Source organism: Anaerobacillus sp. ABR4_321 (assembly GCF_056158505.1).
Window position 1 is genome coordinate 3671682 of sequence record NZ_JBSWTK010000001.1, and the last position, 19261, is coordinate 3690942.

11 protein-coding genes and 1 riboswitch are annotated in these 19261 nt (G+C 46.1%); of the genes, 3 read left to right on the forward strand and 8 right to left on the reverse strand.

Features of this window, described 5'->3' with window-relative positions; translation table 11 throughout:
• Window positions 1-39: 39 nt before the first annotated feature.
• The 5 genes from ACXADT_RS19305 to ACXADT_RS19325 form a co-directional block, all read right to left on the reverse strand.
• Window positions 40-588 (reverse strand): GNAT family N-acetyltransferase, encoded by a 549-nt coding sequence (locus tag ACXADT_RS19305; protein ID WP_474832418.1) that lies wholly within the window; start codon window positions 586-588, stop codon window positions 40-42.
• A gap of 107 nt (window positions 589-695) precedes the next feature.
• On the reverse strand, window positions 696-971 hold the full coding sequence (locus ACXADT_RS19310) for a CD3324 family protein (RefSeq protein WP_474832419.1): 276 nt from the start codon (window positions 969-971) through the stop codon (window positions 696-698).
• Window positions 972-1188: 217 nt separating this feature from the next.
• Window positions 1189-1521: a hypothetical protein gene (locus ACXADT_RS19315; protein ID WP_474832420.1), complete on the reverse strand. Its 333-nt coding sequence runs from the start codon at window positions 1519-1521 to the stop codon at window positions 1189-1191.
• Between the two features lie 62 nt (window positions 1522-1583).
• Window positions 1584-1886 (reverse strand): TIGR04104 family putative zinc finger protein, encoded by a 303-nt coding sequence (locus ACXADT_RS19320; protein ID WP_474832421.1) that lies wholly within the window; start codon window positions 1884-1886, stop codon window positions 1584-1586.
• Between the two features lie 82 nt (window positions 1887-1968).
• A complete protein-coding gene (locus ACXADT_RS19325; RefSeq protein ID WP_474832422.1) occupies window positions 1969-2652 on the reverse strand; it encodes a VOC family protein in 684 nt (227 codons plus the stop codon).
• A gap of 256 nt (window positions 2653-2908) precedes the next feature.
• On the opposite strand from ACXADT_RS19325, the gene ACXADT_RS19330 reads away from it, so the two are divergent.
• Together ACXADT_RS19330 and ACXADT_RS19335 are read left to right on the forward strand one after the other, a co-directional pair.
• Entirely contained in the window at window positions 2909-3742 is an 834-nt protein-coding gene (locus tag ACXADT_RS19330) for a YitT family protein (RefSeq protein ID WP_270181057.1), read from the forward strand.
• Between the two features lie 267 nt (window positions 3743-4009).
• Window positions 4010-4112, forward strand: a riboswitch (purine riboswitch).
• Window positions 4113-4231: 119 nt separating this feature from the next.
• A complete protein-coding gene (locus ACXADT_RS19335; protein ID WP_474832423.1) occupies window positions 4232-5422 on the forward strand; it encodes a NupC/NupG family nucleoside CNT transporter in 1191 nt (396 codons plus the stop codon).
• Window positions 5423-5455: 33 nt separating this feature from the next.
• On the opposite strand, the gene ACXADT_RS19340 is transcribed toward ACXADT_RS19335, so the two are convergent.
• The gene (locus ACXADT_RS19340) at window positions 5456-6052 is read right to left on the reverse strand and encodes a nucleotidyltransferase family protein (protein ID WP_474832424.1); all 597 of its coding nucleotides are present in this window, start codon (window positions 6050-6052) and stop codon (window positions 5456-5458) included.
• A 169-nt stretch (window positions 6053-6221) separates the two neighbouring features.
• Here ACXADT_RS19340 and ACXADT_RS19345 point away from each other — a divergent pair, with 169 nt between their 5' ends.
• Entirely contained in the window at window positions 6222-7691 is a 1470-nt protein-coding gene (locus tag ACXADT_RS19345; protein WP_474832425.1) for an FAD-dependent oxidoreductase, read from the forward strand.
• A gap of 19 nt (window positions 7692-7710) precedes the next feature.
• Here the strand turns inward: ACXADT_RS19345 and ACXADT_RS19350 are convergent, their stop codons facing one another.
• Window positions 7711-8712, reverse strand: coding sequence for an aminoglycoside phosphotransferase family protein (locus ACXADT_RS19350; RefSeq protein ID WP_474832426.1), 1002 nt, complete (start codon window positions 8710-8712; stop codon window positions 7711-7713).
• A 123-nt stretch (window positions 8713-8835) separates the two neighbouring features.
• Window positions 8836-19122 (reverse strand): carboxypeptidase regulatory-like domain-containing protein, encoded by a 10287-nt coding sequence (locus ACXADT_RS19355; RefSeq protein WP_474832427.1) that lies wholly within the window; start codon window positions 19120-19122, stop codon window positions 8836-8838.
• Window positions 19123-19261: the final 139 nt, after the last annotated feature.

The following is a 19261-nucleotide window of genomic DNA, read 5'->3' on the forward strand; positions in this document are numbered from 1 at the left end:
TAGCAAGCGCTCCATCTTAATAAATTTTTACTATACATTTCACTTCAACTCTTCAAATTCCCGCTTCAATATTCCCATCAGCACAGAATCATGATACTCGCCGTCATAAAACAACTCTTCTCTAATCCTACCTTCTTCTTGAAAGCCTAACTTTTTATATGATTTTATCGCTCTTTCGTTATAAGAAAATACATCTAACCCGATTCGATTTAAATTTAAGATTTTAAATCCATATGATAAAAGCAGCGACATTGCCTCAGTACCATAGCCCTGCCCCCAGTACTTTTTATCAAATATGGAAATTCGAACGACGGCTTTTTTATTATGATGATCGATGTCCATCATCGCAATGTCACCAATGATTTGGTCCGTATCCTGCAAACAGATGACTAGGTCGATCCTCGATTGATCCATCACAATTCGATCGTACCAACTTTGCACACCCTGACGACTGAACACAACCTGTGTACCTGTAAGCTTTCTGCCTTCAGGATCCCAAAGCGCTTTGGCGTAAAATGTGTCTAAGTCTTCCTGCTCGATCGGTCTTAAATAGACGCGATCAGCTTCAAGAAATTTAATGTTCTCCATAACCGTTCCTCCTCATCATGACCTTGGTTCCATTTTAGAGGCAAGGATGAAGAAAATGATATGACGAGTTTTTTTTAGAAAGAAACTACCTAAAAAAGATTACCCAATCAGGTAATCTTTTTCTTAGAATAGATGATCTTCTTTATCGTTTCTACGGAAAGATGATTCTTCTCCGCAATCGTTTCTACCGAATGTCCGTGCAAGTACTCTTCTTTTATCGAACGATTTCGCTTCGATAGTTCACTACGAATACCAGTCGAAGCTCCCCACTTTTCTCGATTGCGTTGAGGTTTTGGTATATAAAGTGTTTCGCCTTGTATGTATTTTTGAATCTCTTTTAACAACTCATTAGGTAACGCTTTTTCTGCATTTACATATTTCATTTTGCCAGCCCCTTATTTTTATTCCGATAACTAATAAGGTGCAAAGCCTAATGAATGAAGTCGATGGCGATGTTTAGTTGTATGACCTCATGCAAAGAATCGCCATTTCATAGGCTTTGCATGAGTTTCTCTCGTTATCTCGTATTGAACATCTCGCTTCATCTGATCCACCTCCGCCTTTTCTAACTTTCGTTTTCATCATCTCAAACTATTCTGTCTAATTCAATTTAATAAGGTCTACATAACCAGAGGTAGAGATCATGTTAATTTTATTCCCATTCTTATAATAAACGACCGAAGCACCCAGCCTCTCTTCCTCTTTCCATCCCTTTGCCTTCAAAACGAATTTGTATCCAAGTGGAATGCTATTCTCCTCAGAAGCCTTCGACCACTCGTACCTTTCGTGATCTTCACCTTCCTCAATAAGAACCGCACGTTTTGGAACTGGGAAATCAGATAGTTCATCTGAAGGTGTGAAGGAGGAAAATACGATGGTAGGCCCAATTAAAAGTATGGAAAGAACGAGTGTCGCAATTGCGATTTTCTTCATATCAGCTACCTCCTATCTCATTAGATTGCTTTCTTATTGAGCTCTTTTTCCAATAAAAAAATTCAAAACAAATTCTCTTGTTTATCCGTCAACTCCACTATAAATGGATATGCGGATAATAGAATTCCAAGCAATAACATGATTGTTAATCCTGAAATTGCTTCAGGTATATCGTACAAAACAAAAACAATCAGCAATATAGGTAGAACCGGGATGAAGGAGAAGGAGATTTTCAAAGATCTTGCAGTAAAATATAGATTTTGAGAGCAGTGAGGACACGCTAAAGGGTATTCTTTTTTTAATAGTGTCCTCTTAAATAAATACCACCTTGAAACGGTATTATAGCAGCTAGGACAGCCGTTCATGTTTATCACCCTTATGATCGTAGTGCTTATCTCTTACTTACATTAGCTAATAAGAAGCAAATTCCTCTTCCTATGTTCCTTTTTACTCAGAACGCAGTCCTATCACTACCTCCTTGCTGTCTTTCACTTCAATTTCAACATGATTACTTAGTTTAATAGAGAGAGGATGAACAGTAGACCGTTTGTTGGAAAATATCCATCTCCTGCCTGGTTTAGTTATTAAAAGAAAGCTCTCTTTTGAACGATCCCCCATAAAATTAAGCGCACGCTCACTTAGTTCATCGTTATCACGCTCTCTAATGCCTAATTCAATCAATTCTTGGCCAGTCTTAATAGGGTCATCCACTGTAAGACTTATTTCACTCAGATTTATTATGCTATGTTGTGAAAATGGTGCTACATCATACTTGATAACTGACTGTCTGGAGATAAACTCAACGATGTTTCCAGCAGGATCATAAAAGTAAAGCGATTTAGCTGGCAAATGGGTAAAGTGCGCTTCATCTTTTCCATCTTCATGATTTAATTCAACTTTGCTTTTAACCCATGCCTTCGCTTCCCTGAACTTGTTTGAAGGAATATTAAAAGCAAAATGATAGAAAGGTTCTCCTTCTACGCCTGACGTGAATATAAGATGACTAGAACCAACTGCTAGTTTAAAATATTCGTTTTTATCCTCTATCAAAGACATTCCGAGAATTTCGGAATAAAAACGTCTCATCTTTTCAAGTTTCTTCGTTCTTAAAAATACCTCACTGATTTCCAATGCCAAGCCCCCCATGTCTTTTTATCGATCATAAAACCTTTACCATTCTTACACCACACCCAAAAGAATGAGATGATCTGCGACTATCGACTGAGTTTTTCTATATAGCCGTTGCAACCTCTACCATTCTATCGGGACACAGAACCTGTCCCTACGTCCCTCTCCTATGATATATTATCCTACGTACTAGATTTGAACGGGGGCACAGGGACAAGGAACCTGTCCCCACGTCCCCCTCTCGAACGGAGTTGATACTATGAATCATACAGGAAAAGAAATAACGCTGATCATCATCGGTTCACTGTTCTTTGCGCTTGGTGTAAACTGGTTCGCGATCCCAAACGAACTTGGTGAAGGTGGCGTAACGGGTATCTCGATGGCACTCTATTACGTGCTCGGATGGTCACCAGGTCTTACTAACTTTATTATGAACGGTGTGCTCCTTGCGATCGGATATAAAGTGCTCAACAAACGCGTCACATGGTATACGATGCTCGCGATCTTCTTCACATCTCTATTCATCCATCTAACAGAAGACATGGGTAACCCAGTCGACATCATGCTTGGTACAGTGTTTGCCGGTGTTTTCATCGGGATTGGACTTGGACTCGTCCTGCGTTCAGGTGGAACGACAGGTGGATCGACGATCGTTGCGCGCATGCTGAACCAGCACTTCGGCTGGAGTGTCAGCACGTCGATGTTTGTGTTCGATATCTTAGTCGTGATGGGATCATCCTTCATCATCGGAATCGAGAATACGATGTACACAGGGATCTCGATCTATATCAGTACGAAGATACTCGATTACTTGATCGATGGTTTCGATACGAGAAAAGCCGTTACGATTATCTCGCATAACACCGCTGCGATCGCTGAAACCGTGAGCGCGGAGATGGATCGCGGCGTGACGATCATCAATGCACGCGGTCACTACTCGAATGAATCGAAAGACATCTTGTACGTGGTCATCAACAAACAGGAGCTGTTCCTGTTGAAGAAGATGATTCAACAAGCAGATGACAAAGCATTCGTCGTCGTACACGACGTGCGTGATGTGTTCGGAGAAGGTTTCACCTTCCCAAAAACGTAACGCTCTTCACTAAGGCTCCTCATCAAGAGGAGCTTTTTTCTTTTTACCACAGCTAAAAACTTAAAAAGCAAATTGTTCCAGCCCACTCCCTTTTCGCTTCAATCTATGAAAACGTTCTATCTACCATCCCCTCGCACTTCCCTGATCCTCGCCTCGCACAAAAGGTCACATTTTGTCGAACGCTTACATATCTCCACTGAATTTTTCTAACATTGTTACTATTAGACTAGGTATTGCTACCCCCTTTTGCATCTGCTAGATTGTTAAAATAACTTCACATCATTTCTCTATATAGTTTTGGAAATACGGTCCGATAAGTTTCTACCCTGCAACCATGAATTGCAGGACTATAGGGAAGGTAAGCTGATTCGTTGTTCACAACGCCTAAGCCTTATTCATTCTTCCTGAACCCGGACTTTCCATAAGTGCGGCTTTTTTTATAGATCTGTTTTTGTGAAGCAACACTTCTTTCAGGGGGATTTCATCACCATGAGCATCATATTTGGTCTATTATCCATTGCGGGGATTCTTGGTATCGCATGGCTACTCAGTAACAATAAGAAATCAATAAACTGGCGAACGATCGGAGTCGGACTCGCAATCGAGGGGGCTTTCGTTCTTTTCGTACTAAAAGTTGAGGCAGGTAAGGCGTTTCTTGAAAAAGCATCTGCAGCCGTCCAAAAGGTCATCAACTATAGTAACGAAGGCATTCAGTTCGTGTTCGGCGGTTTGTACGAGCAAACAGAGTTAACGTTCGTGTTTGCGATCAACGTACTTTCCGTTATCATCTTTATCTCAGCACTCGTCTCTGCTCTTTACTACTTACGCGTCATCCCGTTCATCGTACAGATCGTCGGTGTGACGGTCGGAAAACTGATGGGCACAACAAAAGTCGAATCGTTTAACGCAGTTGGGAACTCGTTCCTCGGCCTTGCTGAAGCACCGCTTCTCGTTAAACCATACTTAAAAATCTTAACGCGTTCAGAGATCTTCGCCGTTATGGTCGGAGGAACGGCTTCCGCGAGTGGCGCGATTCTCGTCGGGTACTCCCTCATGGGTGTCGACATCAAGTATCTCTTGATCTCCGTGTTCAGTGTTCCATTCGTCTCCCTTGTGATCGCAAAGATCATGGAGCCAGAAACGGAAGTATCCCAAACGAACGATAACGTGAAGATGAAGCGTTCAGATCATGCGAACGTGTTCGAGTCGATCGCAGATGGAACCGTTAGCGGTGTCACGCTAGCCCTGAATATCGGTGGTCTTCTGATCGCGTTCATCAGTATTCTTGCGCTCCTCAACGGACTACTCGGTTTCGTTGGGACCGACCTAAGCACGATTTTTGGCTACGTCTTCTATCCATTCGCACTTCTTGTCGGTATCCCGCTCGACGAAGCGTTCCGTGCTGCGTCGATCATCGGAACGAAGATGTCGATCAACGAGTTTGTAGCGTTTCAGGATTTAACGTCTCAAGAGAGCGAACTTACTGAGAAAACGGTCGCGATGCTGTCTGTCGCACTCTGTAACTTCGCAAACCTTTCTTCGATTGGTCAGCTCATCATCAGTCTTGGTTCACTTGAGCCTTCGAAGCGTCCACAAGTATCGAGACTTGGTTTAAAAGCGATCATTGGAGGTTCGCTTGCTTCCTTTATCACTGCGATCTTCGTCGGCATGTTTATGTAGCAAAAATGCCTGGTCACTAGACCAGGCTTTTTCTTATGCATCTTCCCACGGAATCACCCGAAGATCCCACTTGCTCGTCCACTTCGCAGCTTTCGCTTCATACACTTCTCTCGTAACCATCGTTTTATTTGCTCGAACCGTCATTGTAAAAAGGTCGTTCAAACCGAACGGAGCGTAGATTCTGAAATTCCCTTCGTCATCCTTCCTGACCCCGAGCGCCGTTGCCGTCGTCGGCCAGCTGTTGATGGCGTCCTCAAGCGATTCGTACTGCTCGATCTTCTTCCCGAATTTCTCTTCATACCAAAGATGAACCCTTGCTTCGTTCTTCACGTCAATTTCAAGCGGCAGGTCATGAAGTAACGCTTGCAAGTGCTCTTCCATACGCTTTTCCTTCTCTCGACTCAAGTCTTCATCATAATAGATGATGTCGATATCACCGATGCCATGATTCAGCGGATTTCCAGATAAACGATTCCACACCGTTTGAACGATGCTTCCCGCTCCGATGTAATAATGTTCGAATTCTGCATGCGCAACGTTCAATACACGTTCGATCGTTTCATTTTTATGTACGATGTCTTCTAGCATTTCCATTTGACTCTGTAAATCAAGATTCCTACCACTTTGCATGAGACGATCCTCCTCTTCTAGGTTCCACCTCATTATCTCGTACTACTGATGAATTTTCAGCAATTGAGCAGTATTTCTCACAGATCATAGCACACATAAACCATGCAACTCGTCCGATTCACCTTTATAATAGAACATATAAGTACCGGAAAATCTTGGAGGGATTCGTTTGGATATCACGATCATCGGGGGCGGAATCGGTGGATTAACTGCCGGGGCGTTACTCACAAAGGACGGGTATAATGTGACGGTGCTAGAAGCGTCGAACGAATGGGGCGGTTCTGCCGGTAAGTTCAGCCGAAAGGACTATCTGTTTCCTGTCGGTGCGACGATGGGGATGGGGTTTGAGGAAGGCGGCGTTCACCACCGCATTTTTGATGAACTTGGACTTTCAATTCCGTTTGTAAAATTAGACGAAATCATGAGAGTGTATAACGGTTCTTCTGTTATGCCTTACTATGCTGATCGAAACCGGCACCTCGCTGAATGTACGTCTCAGTTTCCTGATCATGCGGAAGCAATCGTCTCGTTCTATCAGGAAGTGTGGAAAATAGGTGCTGAAATACGGAAACTAATCAAGCCTCTGCCCGTGCTGCCACCCGTCACGATGACGGAATGGAGAAAACTGCTCTTCTCAGTCAACATTGGAACTCCAAAGCTTCTCCCTTATTTACGGAAAACGATGGGCGATCTTTTAAAGAAACATCACCTTCATGAAGCGCATGCGTTTCGCCATTTTATCGATGGTCAGTTGATCGACAGCATGCAGGCAACGAGCGGTGAATGTTCAGCACTCATGGGAGCGCTCGCACTCGATATTTACCATGAAGGCGCATACTACACGGAGGGCGGCCTCTTCTCTATCGCTGAAAAACTGCAGTCTTATATTGAAGAGCACGGTGGCAAAACGTTTAAACGAAAACACATTCAAACGATTCGCCGCGAAAAGAAAAAGTGGGTCGCGGTCGATCAGCGCGGAGAGAACTGGAGAGCGGATCATCTGATCTGTAATCTCCCAGTACAGAGCTTCGTCCCTCTCCTCTCAGAACCCCTTCAACTTGAGCTTCCGAACAAGCTTCAAAAAAGAAGCAGAATTTCGCAGTGGGGAGCGTTCACGATGTACCTTGCGATCGAGGAGTACGTGATTCCAGAATACACAGCTCTTTTCAATCAAGTATTAGTTGAAGGCGGAACCATGACAGAAGGGGACCACCTCTTTCTCTCTCTTTCAAGCTCAAAGGACCGGATACGTGCACCACAAGGTTACCGAACACTTACTGTGAGCACCCATACAGAGCTTCATCGCTGGGATACGAAAGAAAAATACGATCAGTACAAAGCTTTCTTAACGGAAAAAGTTCTGAGTGGCGTCGAGCGTGTGATCCCTGAAGTAAGAAGCGGCATCGACATGATGATGGCTGGTGCCCCTCGTGCTTGGGAGCGATTCACGAAACGACCGAACGGCATGGTCGGTGGGTTTCCACAAACGAACGAATTCAGCTTGTTCAATAGCCTATCGCATCGAACAGGACTCGATGGGTTATGGCTTTGCGGTGATAGCGTATTCCCAGGTGCTGGTACGATCGGCGTGTCGACGAGCGGGTATCATGTGTATCAATCGATCGCAGGGAAGCGATAGGAAAAGCTGCGCCCCCGCCTTAACCTCTATCCTTCTCCTGCAACCAGTTCTCGAGCGTCGGCATGGAATCGGCATACTGCTTGATCTCGTTTAACGTTTGCAGCACTTGGTCTGTACCCATTTTATGTCCTTCATCCAACGACCCATCTAGCTTCAGCGAACGCTTCAGGTTGTACTCTAGCCAGCCAAGCTTTCCTGAAAAGCCTGTAGCGAGTACCTTTTTCCAGTCGGCATACGGTTCACACGTTTTCTTATAGCCGTCGATGAATGAGAAGAAGCGCTCTTTGTCGATCTTTCCTTCCCCCGTCATCGCCCAGTAAACAGCCGTTTCAAGAAGATCTTGCATCGGATTGATATACCCAGCCGATTCCCAATCGATGACGATCGGCTCACCGTTTGACCAAAGCACGTTTTTAGGATCAAGGTCCCGATGACTGATCACTACTTCTGAGGAAAGGATTTCGGACGCTTTCTTCGCCATCGCTGTCCACCTGTAAAGGTTCTCTACATACGTAGCAAATAGCGGAACCCAAGGCGCATCGGCTTCTTTACCGAGGTGCAAGTAGTACTCCCAGTCCGTCACCTCACTTTCCTCAATGTTAAACGGGATGTGTAACGTGGAAAAATCAGTCCGATGAATGTCTGCAAGCAGCGCGCCAACTTTTTTGATATGGTCACTCGTGATCGACACCGGTTTGAGGCTTTTTCCTTCAATCCAGTCGTAAACAAGAAAGTACTGTCCATCGAGCTGTTGAAGGAACGTACCGTTAAGCCACAGAGCAGGAAGGGCTGGGATCTCGTTCGACACGACCGTTGCCACTTCTTCTGAATTCAAGAAGTTTTTTACAGCAGAAGGTCTCGTGATGACCTCCTCGTTCAACACTTTAATCGCGTATTTGCCTTTCGTAGTCAAAACAGCATACATCCGGTGTAAGAGCCCGCCATGAATCCGTTCAGGTAGCGTGGTCTGCTTACCGAGCCCACATATCTCACACATCCGTTCTAAATCGGGTTGGCTCATCTGCCGTCCTCCTTTATAAAGAATCTCTATCCTGTAGCATACAACTTTTTTGCTTATAAAACGAGGGCCGTATTTCGTTATAAAAATGAAAAAGCCCAGGAACAAACGTCCCTGGGCTACTTGTTATTCTCTTACTGGACTAATCGTGATTGAAGACAGATCGAGCGTGATCGTTCTCCTCGCTCCCGTTTCACTTACATACGAGAACGTTCCACATCCTCTTGATTCATTGATGCTCTCCATCCTGAACAGCGTTGGAACCATCCCTCCATCTAATCGTAAGAACTCTCCTCTATTCGTCGTAATATAATACTCGTCACGAACCGGTGGCGGCACTGGTGACGTTGAGACCAAGCTGATTTCAAGGAGGACTTCCTCATTCGGACGAACGCGAACGGTCGTGCTGAACGGTTCATATCCTGCTCTCGTCGCCCTGACTTCATACATGCCAACAGGAAGACCAGAAAGTGAATAAACTCCTTCTTCGTTCGTTCTCACTTCTCGAACCAGCGTCCCATCTTCATTATAAAGCCTGATCAACACACCATCGATCGGTACTCCTGTTCCTCGGTCAGTTACCCGGCCAGCGATTCCTCCGTCCTCACCAGGGCGAAGTGCAAAATCGACTCCTTGACGCTCTTCACCAGCTGCTAGCACCACTACCTGCCGATCTTCTAGATAATCGATCGCATCGGCTGCGACCGAAAAGGTCCCTGCGCTAAGGTTCCCAATCGTATACGCACCATTTTCATCTGTGAATGTGTCTCCAACGAGCACGCCTTCTTCATCGAAAACACTGATGGTCGCTTCAGTAATCGGCTCCTCCGTCGTTGCAGATCGTACTGTACCTGAAATGGATGCTGCAGCCTTTCCAAGCGCAAAATTCTCTACATTCGTATCGTTCACAAACAACGTGGACTGCCTTCCTTCAGAGCCATATCCTTGCGCTGATGCTCGTAGTGCATACGTTTCATCACTGAGTCCTGTGATCGTGTATCTTCCGTTGATGTTCGTTAGCGCAACCGCAACCGGGCGATTGATGAGATCGAACACTTCAACGATCGCACCTACGATCGGAAGACCTGTTTGAGCATCTGTAACGAGTCCTGTAAATCGACTTGGAATCGCTACGAGTGCACTGTTCACGACAGTCGGGGCGTCAGGTTCAGCCTGGAACGATACGACGTTCGCTCGATAATCTGGGTTGATCGTTGAGATGTTGTACTCTCCAGGGTTCAGCCCTTCATACTGGAAGTTCCCGTCAGCATCCGTCTGAACTTCTGCTACAACTACTTTATTTTGATCAGATATTCGAACGAGCGTATTCGCTAAAGGTTCCGTACCCTCTCCTGTCACGCGTCCTACCACACTTGCTTTTGTTACGGAAAGCTGAAGATCAGCAAACGTGGTTTCACCAGACTCAACAGATACTGCATCAGCGTCGTCACCGTAGAAGCGACTGCTCGCAACGACCGTATAGTTACCCGCTTCAATGTCTGGAAGTACATACATGCCTTGTGAATCCGTCAACGTGGATGCAATGACTGGACCTGAGGAGCTAATCAGACGTAGCTCCACGTTCGTCCTCGATAAAAGCGCACCTGTTTCGGAATCTGTGACAACACCCTTCACGGATCCTGGTACGGATGGAAGCGAGATACTCGTCGCGGTCGTTTCACCTGAAGAAATATTTGCACTTAACGACTGCTGTTCATATCCTGGACTGTTCACGAGCATCGTATAGATGCCTAGCGCAAGGTCGAACACCTTATACGCTCCATTGCTCTGCGTTAACACCGTCGTGATCACGGAACGTTTCGAATCAAGGATCTGAATGGTTGCACCTGCGATCGGATTACCGTTCGCATCTGTAATAACACCTGCCAAATCACCGGTTTCAGGAGATAGAACCAAGGTGGCCTCTTTTGTAACACCGGGCTCAATAATCGCTCCTTGCGAGGAGTTCGTATAATTAGATGCGGCTGCTGAAACAACCACTGTCCCTGGTTCTAAGTCTTCAACAACAGCGATTCCATCCTGGTCTGTCACAGCTGACGTGATCGGAATGCCGGTTTCATTTTTCACATTGGTCACGACGCCCGTTACAGGTGTGCTCGTTACGTCATCGACAACGAGAATGGATAATCCGCCAGCACGAGGACTCAACGGTACTCCGAGCGTGCTCTCTTCACCAGCTTCGACCGGAATGGCAAAACTTGCTGGACTGAACCCTTTGGTTGTCGCAGTAAGAAGGTAGTTGCCCTCTTTTATGTCCGGTATCGTGTACGTGCCATTCGTCTCTGCTTGAACTGACGTGATCAAGGCATCGTTCTGGTCAAACAAATTGACCAGAATGGTTCTATCTGTAAGCACGTCTCCATCAGCATTCGTGATCGTTCCGGTAATACTTCCAAACGCTTCAGGCGTTTGAACATCAGATGTTGTGGTGTCATTTGGTTCTACAATTCCCCCTACTGATGTGGTTGGTTGATTAGGTTTATCAGCAATGATTTGATACGTCTTAGGCTCTAGATTCTGAATGGTATAAAATCCTTCTTCATCTGTTACAACGGAATCAACAATTGTTCCATCAGGCGATACGATATTCACAACGGTTCCAGGTTGAGGATTACCATCTGCATCTGTTACGATTCCATCTATCGATCCATTGTTTGCTCCAAGTTCAAACGACACCGTCACCACTTCTCCTGGTGTAATCGCTACACCCTGCTTTGAATTTTCATGGTCAGGGGCAGTACAGGAAACAACATAAATTCCCTCCGGCAGATTTCCAATCGAACACGTGCCGTTCGCATCCGTCACACCTGATCCAATAACGCTGCCGTTCGGATCGATGACTTTTACTGAAGCACCCGCTACCGCTCCGTCTGGTCCAGCGACTGTTCCCGTCACGACACCAGGATCTGGAGTGAGAAAGCCATCGATCGTTGTTGTTTCATTCGCTGCAACAGTTGCTCCGGCGGTGAACGTATCAAAGTTCGGGGAGGTGATGATGACCGTGTACGCACCAGGTGCAAGACCTGTAACGGTGTATTCACCCGCAGGATCTGTAACCGCTCGTTCTGATGGCTGCACGCTATCTCCATAGAGAATCTGCACGATCGCACCACTCACAGGGAAGTTCGTTTGTGTGTTCAGAACCCTTCCAGAAATGGCACTCGGACGTGGGACGAGATCAAAATTAACGGTTGTTGTTTCCCCAGCTCCGATCGTAAACCCTTGCTTTTCAGATTGATAATCAGGATTGTTGACCACGAGTGAATAGATACCAGGATTAATGTTTTGAATGAGATACCTGCCCTCTGCATCCGTTTGGACCTCGAATAGATTTGTATCCGTGATATCTAACAATCGCACGACTGTATTCGGTGCAGGAACTCCGTCAGTCGTAACTACACCTTCCACGCTAGATGGATCCGGCGCAAGTGCAAATTGCTGGATCGTTGGCACACCTGCCTCGATAAGGACAGAGCCGCTTTCGCTTCCATAATTCTCAGCGGTGACGACGAGGGTATACGTTCCATTCGAAATCGTACCGAAATCGTAATTTCCGTCACTATCGGTCAAAACCGTACTTATGACCGGCCCGAACGGACTGACCGACCTCAGTTCCACCGTTGCTCCTACAACGACCTCCCCGCCGACATCCAATATCGTTCCTTGAACAACTGCGCCTGTCGGAATCAATGAAATATCTACGACAGTCTCTCCATCAGGAGTTACTGTTCCTGTTACAACATTTGCACCGGTACTGCTTTCACTAGCGGTCACGGTATACTGATCAGGATCTAACTGAGGGATCGTATAAGAGCCATCGCTATTTGAAATAACCGTTGCGACTGACGTGTTCGTACCGTCCGTCACGGTGACTGTCGCATTGCCGATCGGCGTCCCATCGGTATCTGTGACGACACCTGAAATGGTACCCGTAATCTCTGACAGAGCGAGTTGAACAGATGATGTTTCAGCTGGCTCCACGATCACTCCGATCGTTGTAGCGCCATAGCCAGGGGCAGTGGCTTTTACATTGAGCTGCCCTACCTTAATATCTGAAAGAAGAAATTCTCCATTCTGATCCGTCGTGATCGTCGCAACGAGGACGCCATTCACATTCGTTACCTCAACAAAGCTTCCCGGAAGCGGCGCGCCGCTCGTATCGGTGATCGTACCTTGAATCGATCCTCCCGCTAAAGATAGAGGAACGGTTAGCTCCGTTATCTCTCCATTCTCTACGATCGCACCGACTGTAGCTGCTTGATAGCGATCCGCGATCACATTGATGCGATATGATCCAGAAGGAAGGTTCAGGACTTCAAACGTTCCATCCGATAAAGCTTGGAGCGTCTGCAGCAGTGCACCGTTGTCGTTTAACACCCTGATAGCGATCGAAGTATTTTCGATCGGATCGCCGTCCACTCCAACAACGGTTCCAAAGATGGTGCCACCGACTTCTTCAAGTGAAAAACTGATCTCTGTCGACTGATTGGATACAACGATAACCCCTGTCTGATCTTGAACGAAATATGGTGAGCTCGCGATGACGGTGTACATGCCAGGCGATAAAAGCGGCGATACAAATTCACCGTTCGTTTCAGAGTTTGTAGAAATGATCGGAATTCCTTCAGGTGTACTCACGGAAATCAACACACCAGGGATCCCTTCACCAGTTGATGCATTAACGACGCTCCCGGTAAATGTTCCCCCGAGAGGGATCATGACAACCGTGAGATCACTGTACTCTCCTCCTGGTGGAACCGATACACCCGTTGTAAACTCTGCATAATCATCGATTCCTGCTATAACTGTGAAAGAACCTGGAGGCAGATTACCCACCGAGAAGTTCCCATCAATATCTGAAATCCCGTTCCCTACCTCGACTTCATTTTCATCGATAATTCGTACACTGACATTTCCTAATGGCTGACCGGTATCATCCACTACTGTGCCTGAAATTGTAACAGGATCTGGGACAAGGCGGAATTCTAACGTCGTGGTTTCGTTTGCTTCAACGGTGATCCCCTTTATTTCTTGACTATAATTAATCGTGTACGCATTGATCGAAAAGGACCCTGGAAATACCCCAGTGATCGAAAAGTCTCCGCTCGCTCCTGCGGTTCGACGCGCTACTGGTACAGTGGATCCTGGAGAATACACTTCAACCTGTGCTCCAACTAACGGTGAATCCGTTTCTGCATCGAGAATGATCCCCGAGATGCCACCTGGTTCAGGTGTGAAGAAGATATCGCTTACGACCGTTTCACCCGGAAGCGGATTGATCGATACTTGCACACGCTGGTAATTCGGTGAAATAGCAGAGATCAAGTACTGACTCGCTGTGAAATTCGTAAAACGATAGAAACCGTTCATATCTGAGTTCACTGTTTGAATGGAACTTCCGTGTATATCTAGTAACCTCACAAAGACATTTGGCACTGGTTCACCAGTCGTTTCATCGCGAATCGTTCCTTCTGCAATCGCAGGAAACGGTTCGAGCTCGAAATCTAACGTCCGCGATCCATTCGCAGGAACTTTAACGGACGCACTCGAAGAACCATAACCCACTTCTGCGAAAGCGATCACCGTATACGTTCCCGCAAACAATCCAGGGGTATGATACACACCCGAAGCATCTGTCAACGTTGTCGCATAAACAGGGCCAGTCGGTGTTAAATAACGCACTTGAATGTTGACTCCACCGATCGGATCGCCTGTTTCAATATCTGTTACGGTACCGATCAGATCACCTGGCTCTGGCGTAATAATAAAGCTTAAAGACGTCGTTTGATCTGGTAAGATTTCAAACGTAGCACTCTGACTTGAAAACCCTTCAGCAGCAACGATCGCACGATATAAACCTGGCGATAAATTCGGGAACGTAAATTGACCGAAGCTATCTGTTACTACTTTACTTTCTAACGTTTTACCGAAATTGTTTACCGTGACGACTGCATTATTTAACGGTTCACTCGATAATTGATTCGTCACGAACCCAGTGACCGCACCCGGGTTCTGTTCAAGAGCGATATCCATTTCAACGCCTTCAAGCGGAACGGTAACCGTGATGACTTCGTTCCCATATCCCTCTGCATTCACGTTCAATAAATAGGAACCTGGCAATACCGAATCGAATAGATACACACCATTTTCACTCGGATAGATACTCGACACAAAAACGCCCGTGCTCTTTGTGAGCGATAGAAAAACAGCGGTTCCTGTGATCGGGGCACCTGTATTCGCATCGACGACATTCCCGGCAACCGTCGCAAGGATCGGTGAAAGCTGAACGGTCGCATTGCTTACTTCACCCGCAGTGATGATCGTAGACACAAGGTTTGCCGTATACCCTGCTAATGTTGCGGTAACAAAGTATGTTCCTTCCGACAAACTTGGAATCACGAACGAACCATCTGGATTTGCCAACAGCGCTTGCAACAGTTCTTTGTTTGCCCCGAGTAACTTTAGCTGGATGTTATCTCCACTGATCGGATCACCGTTTTCATCAACAACTTGCCCCTGAATATCTCCAACCGTTGTTTTCAGTCTTACGTTCGCACCTGTCGTTTCCCCAGGCGGTACGATTACACCTGTAATCTCAGTTGAATAATTCGGTGCCGAACACGTAATCGTATAGGAATCTGGACCGATGTTTCGATACAGAAACTTTCCGAACTGATCACTTGTGGTGTACTTGATGAGAATTCCGAGACTGTTTCTAAGAAGAACTGAAGCTCCTGTGATGACCTCGCCCGTTTGAAAATCAGAGACCCCGCCTGAAATCGTTCCGAGTACCCTCGCCATGACAAAATCGATGTTTTGCACCTCTTGACCCGCTTCGACGGATACTGTTCCTGATGTCGTCGTATGCATCATCAGCTTCGCGATGAGAGCATAACTTCCTGGTGGCACGTTGCTGATAAAATAGTTCCCATCAACGTCCGTATTTCCGTATGCAATCGGCGTTTCATTTTCATCGAGAAGCGAAATGGTCACGTTCGCTAATGTCGTACCTAAATCATTCACGATGTTTCCGCTGATCGAACCTGGATTTGGCTTAATCGTCATGGGTACGTTCGAAACGGTATCTGATTCTACGAAAGCCCCCGTACAAGCAACGGAATAATTCGGTGCTGCAGCTTTTAAAATATAGTTTCCAGGCGCTAAATTTTCAAATTGATATGCACCTGTTGGGTCAGCCGCGGTTGCGTTTACGAGCTGGTTATCGAGCGAATATAGCTGAACGATTAAATTTTCAGCTACCGGCGTAACGGTTCCGATGATTGAACCTGGATTTGCTTTTAATTCGATATCGATGCTCTTCGTAAAACCCCATGGTACGATTTCTCCGATCAATGCCGTTTCATATCCTTGAGCGACAACAGCCATCGTATAAATTCCTGCAGGCAGCCCTACTGTAAAAAATCCCCCGTTTCCACTCGTAATCAATGAATCTACTTGAAACCCAAGTGCATTACTGATGTTGATCGTTGCACCGGCAATCGGCAAATTCGTGTCCGCATCACGTAACGTACCGGTAATAAACCCAGGTAATGGGACAAGCCCTACGCTTGTTGTCACCGTTTGACCAGGCTCTGTTTTCACGCTCGCATATGAACTACGGTACGCGTCTGTATTCGCGTTGATCGTATACGTATTAACGAGCACATTCTCAAACGTAAATTCCCCTTCATTCGTTGAGAACGTTGTGGACAGCAACACGCCGTTCGAGTCGATCAGCTGCATTTGGATCGATTCACCTGTAATACGATCGCCCGTCTCTTCATTGATAATCGTTCCGACAATGGTGGATGGATTAGGTGTTAGTGAAAAATTAAGCTCTGATTCATTTCCAGAAGTAATGATCGCTCCGCCTAATAACGATTGATAGTTCGGAAATGAGGCTGTGATCGAATAGCTTCCCGGATTAAGATCACTCACTGAATAGTCTCCGTTCGTGTCGGTGACGCGCCTCGACACGAGAACATCAGAATCAGAGTTATTCACGAGAACCACGGCTCCAGCAAGCGGGTCGCCTCCATCTGTCGTTACAGACCCTGTTAACGACCCAAAAATCTGCTGAAGCTCAGCATCGAGGGTAAACGTTTGATTATTGCTGATCAATGCACCTAACGTTGTTGTCGAATAACCATCCGCTGTAAAAATACACGTGTAACGCCCAGGAGAAAGTCCTCTAATCGTATAGGTACCGTCATCGTTTGCGACGGTTTTTGCGACGACGACGTTGTTCGCGACCACATCGATCTTCGCGCCTCCTACTGGACTTCCGTCCGATACGACAGTACCAGCCAGAACTCCCGTTAAACGCTTCAGAAAACAGTCGAGCGTCGTTGTCTCATCAGACCGAATATAGAAGCCGAAGTTCTTCGCTCCGTGGCCATCAGAAGCGAACGTTGCAACATAGTTTCCAGGAGCGAGTGAACCAACTGCAAATTCCCCGCTCGCATCCGTCGTCGCGTTCGCAATCGTTAATCCGAAGGCGTTCGTTATTTTAATAGTCGTGCCTTCTAAATCTTCATTCGTGTCTTCATCTTTCACCCGACCTTCGAGTGAACCTGGATTAGGAAGAAGATCAACATCTACCTCAACCGTTTGACCTGCAAGAACAGTAAACCCTACGTTAAAGGTCTGGTAAGAAGCTGCTTTTGCTCTGAATCGATACGTGCCAGGAGCTAGGCGGTTGATGACACATTCACCAGCTGCATCTGTCGTAGCTGAAGCAACGACAAGGCCTGTCGACCCGATGATGTCGACCGTTGCATTGGCAATCGGCACCCCATCGCTCGTCACCGTGCCTTCCACTATTCCAGGGTTTGGAGCTAGCGAGAAGTTTTCCGTCGCTGTGGCGTTCGAGATCACATCTTTCCCGATCGACTGAGACTGAAACCCATCAGCCGTGACCGTCATCACGTAATGACCAGGCTGAAGGTTGTTTAACGTATATTCACCTGCACCGTTTGTCGTCGTCGCAAGAATTTCCTGCCCAATATTGTTCGAGATCGCTACCTTTGCACCTGAGATCGGAACACCGCCTGAATTAACGGTCCCAGCTAGATTTCCTAGTACAGGGGCAAGATAGAGATTTACGATCGTAACGTTGTCTTCCGTGACTTCTACAACTCTTGTAACACCGTTAAAATCAGCTTTTGAAAACTCAAGCGTATACGTATCTGCCGGGATATTCGTAAAATTGTAATCCCCAAACGCATCAGTTTGCGTTGTGGCTATTTCCGTTGCACCGGAAAGCAAGCGCACCGAAACGTTTTCTTCTGGAAGTCCGTTCACCTGATTGAGCACGTTTCCAGCGACGCCACCCGTTGCCTGAACATCGACGGTAACCGGTGACCGAACGATCGCCAGCTCCTGACCTGTAAACAAATCAAATCCGATGCCTGTTGCGACATTCAAAACCTGGTTTCCGGATGTATAAAACAAGCCATTTTCTATAAAATCTAAGGTTGCACTCTCACCTGCTTCAAGGTCTCCAACCGTCCACGTGAGCGTTTTATTCCCCTCGTTATAAGCAGTCGATCCTTGAGAAACGGATGTAGCTTGAAAAACGGACACGACATCAAGGGCGACTACATCCACAACGTTCAAGATCGTCGCCTGACTTTTACCTATATTCGTTAGCGTGATTCTACCGGTCCACTCATAGTGTTGTCCTGCTACTGGTTCAGTAGGACCTGAGATCATCGTCTTAGTGATTTGCAGGTTTGCTTTTACATTCCCATCGTTCACCGTCGTTGGATCAGAAAGAGCATCCTTAAATTCATAGTCTTCTTTTGTACGTAATGAATCTTTGTTATAGTTGTTGTTATTTGTAGCAGTAAAAGCTACCATTTGGATTGGATCTGCTGGCTTGATATCTAGATAAGAGAAAAAAGTAGAAGCTGGGATAAGAAAATCAATAAAGAAGTTCTGTGAATCCCCAAACGTCGTATCCGCCTGTACTACCCTCGCAACATCAAAGTTAATAATCTGTCGTTGAAAATTCGGCTCCCCTTTTCCATTCGTTCCTTCGGCTGAGTCTTTCCATGAGTTAAATTCTTTGTCTACGTTTTGAATTAAATTCACGCGATTTTTCAATCCATTTACTGCAAGCATCCAGTCGTAGGTTCCAGCTACTCCTGAAGTATTGAGCAGCACGCCCCATGCATTTCGTTTAAACGACGTTTTTGACCGGTTACGTGGATCCGCTCTGACCCGCATGCGAAAATAGACGTTGATCGTATCATAGGCATAATAAAACGACGGATTGCTCTCATCCCCAACGATATCAGTCTGAGATGGATTCATATCCTTGATTAAATCTGCATAAACCTCCCCACCCACCAAGATCGGCGTAAACTGATTGTTATTAGGAAACGGCACACGAACACCTCCAATAGGATTCAATCTTTTTACTATACGCACGAATGCCCAATCCGGAAGTAAGAATTTAGAAAAAGTTAAACTTCTACGTAATAACGTTATGACCGAAATAGAATTCCATGACATCGTTTTTTCCAAT

What these genes read in the sequence shown, in the direction of transcription:
- ACXADT_RS19305 (WP_474832418.1), bottom strand. Translation starts at nt 588, where the DNA reads ATGGAGAACATTAAATTTCTTGAAGCTGATCGCGTCTATTTAAGACCG.
- ACXADT_RS19310 (WP_474832419.1), bottom strand. Translation starts at nt 971, where the DNA reads ATGAAATATGTAAATGCAGAAAAAGCGTTACCTAATGAGTTGTTAAAA.
- ACXADT_RS19315 (WP_474832420.1), bottom strand. Translation starts at nt 1,521, where the DNA reads ATGAAGAAAATCGCAATTGCGACACTCGTTCTTTCCATACTTTTAATT.
- ACXADT_RS19320 (WP_474832421.1), bottom strand. Translation starts at nt 1,886, where the DNA reads ATGAACGGCTGTCCTAGCTGCTATAATACCGTTTCAAGGTGGTATTTA.
- ACXADT_RS19330 (WP_270181057.1), top strand. Translation starts at nt 2,909, where the DNA reads ATGAATCATACAGGAAAAGAAATAACGCTGATCATCATCGGTTCACTG.
- ACXADT_RS19335 (WP_474832423.1), top strand. Translation starts at nt 4,232, where the DNA reads ATGAGCATCATATTTGGTCTATTATCCATTGCGGGGATTCTTGGTATC.
- ACXADT_RS19340 (WP_474832424.1), bottom strand. Translation starts at nt 6,052, where the DNA reads ATGCAAAGTGGTAGGAATCTTGATTTACAGAGTCAAATGGAAATGCTA.
- ACXADT_RS19350 (WP_474832426.1), bottom strand. Translation starts at nt 8,712, where the DNA reads ATGAGCCAACCCGATTTAGAACGGATGTGTGAGATATGTGGGCTCGGT.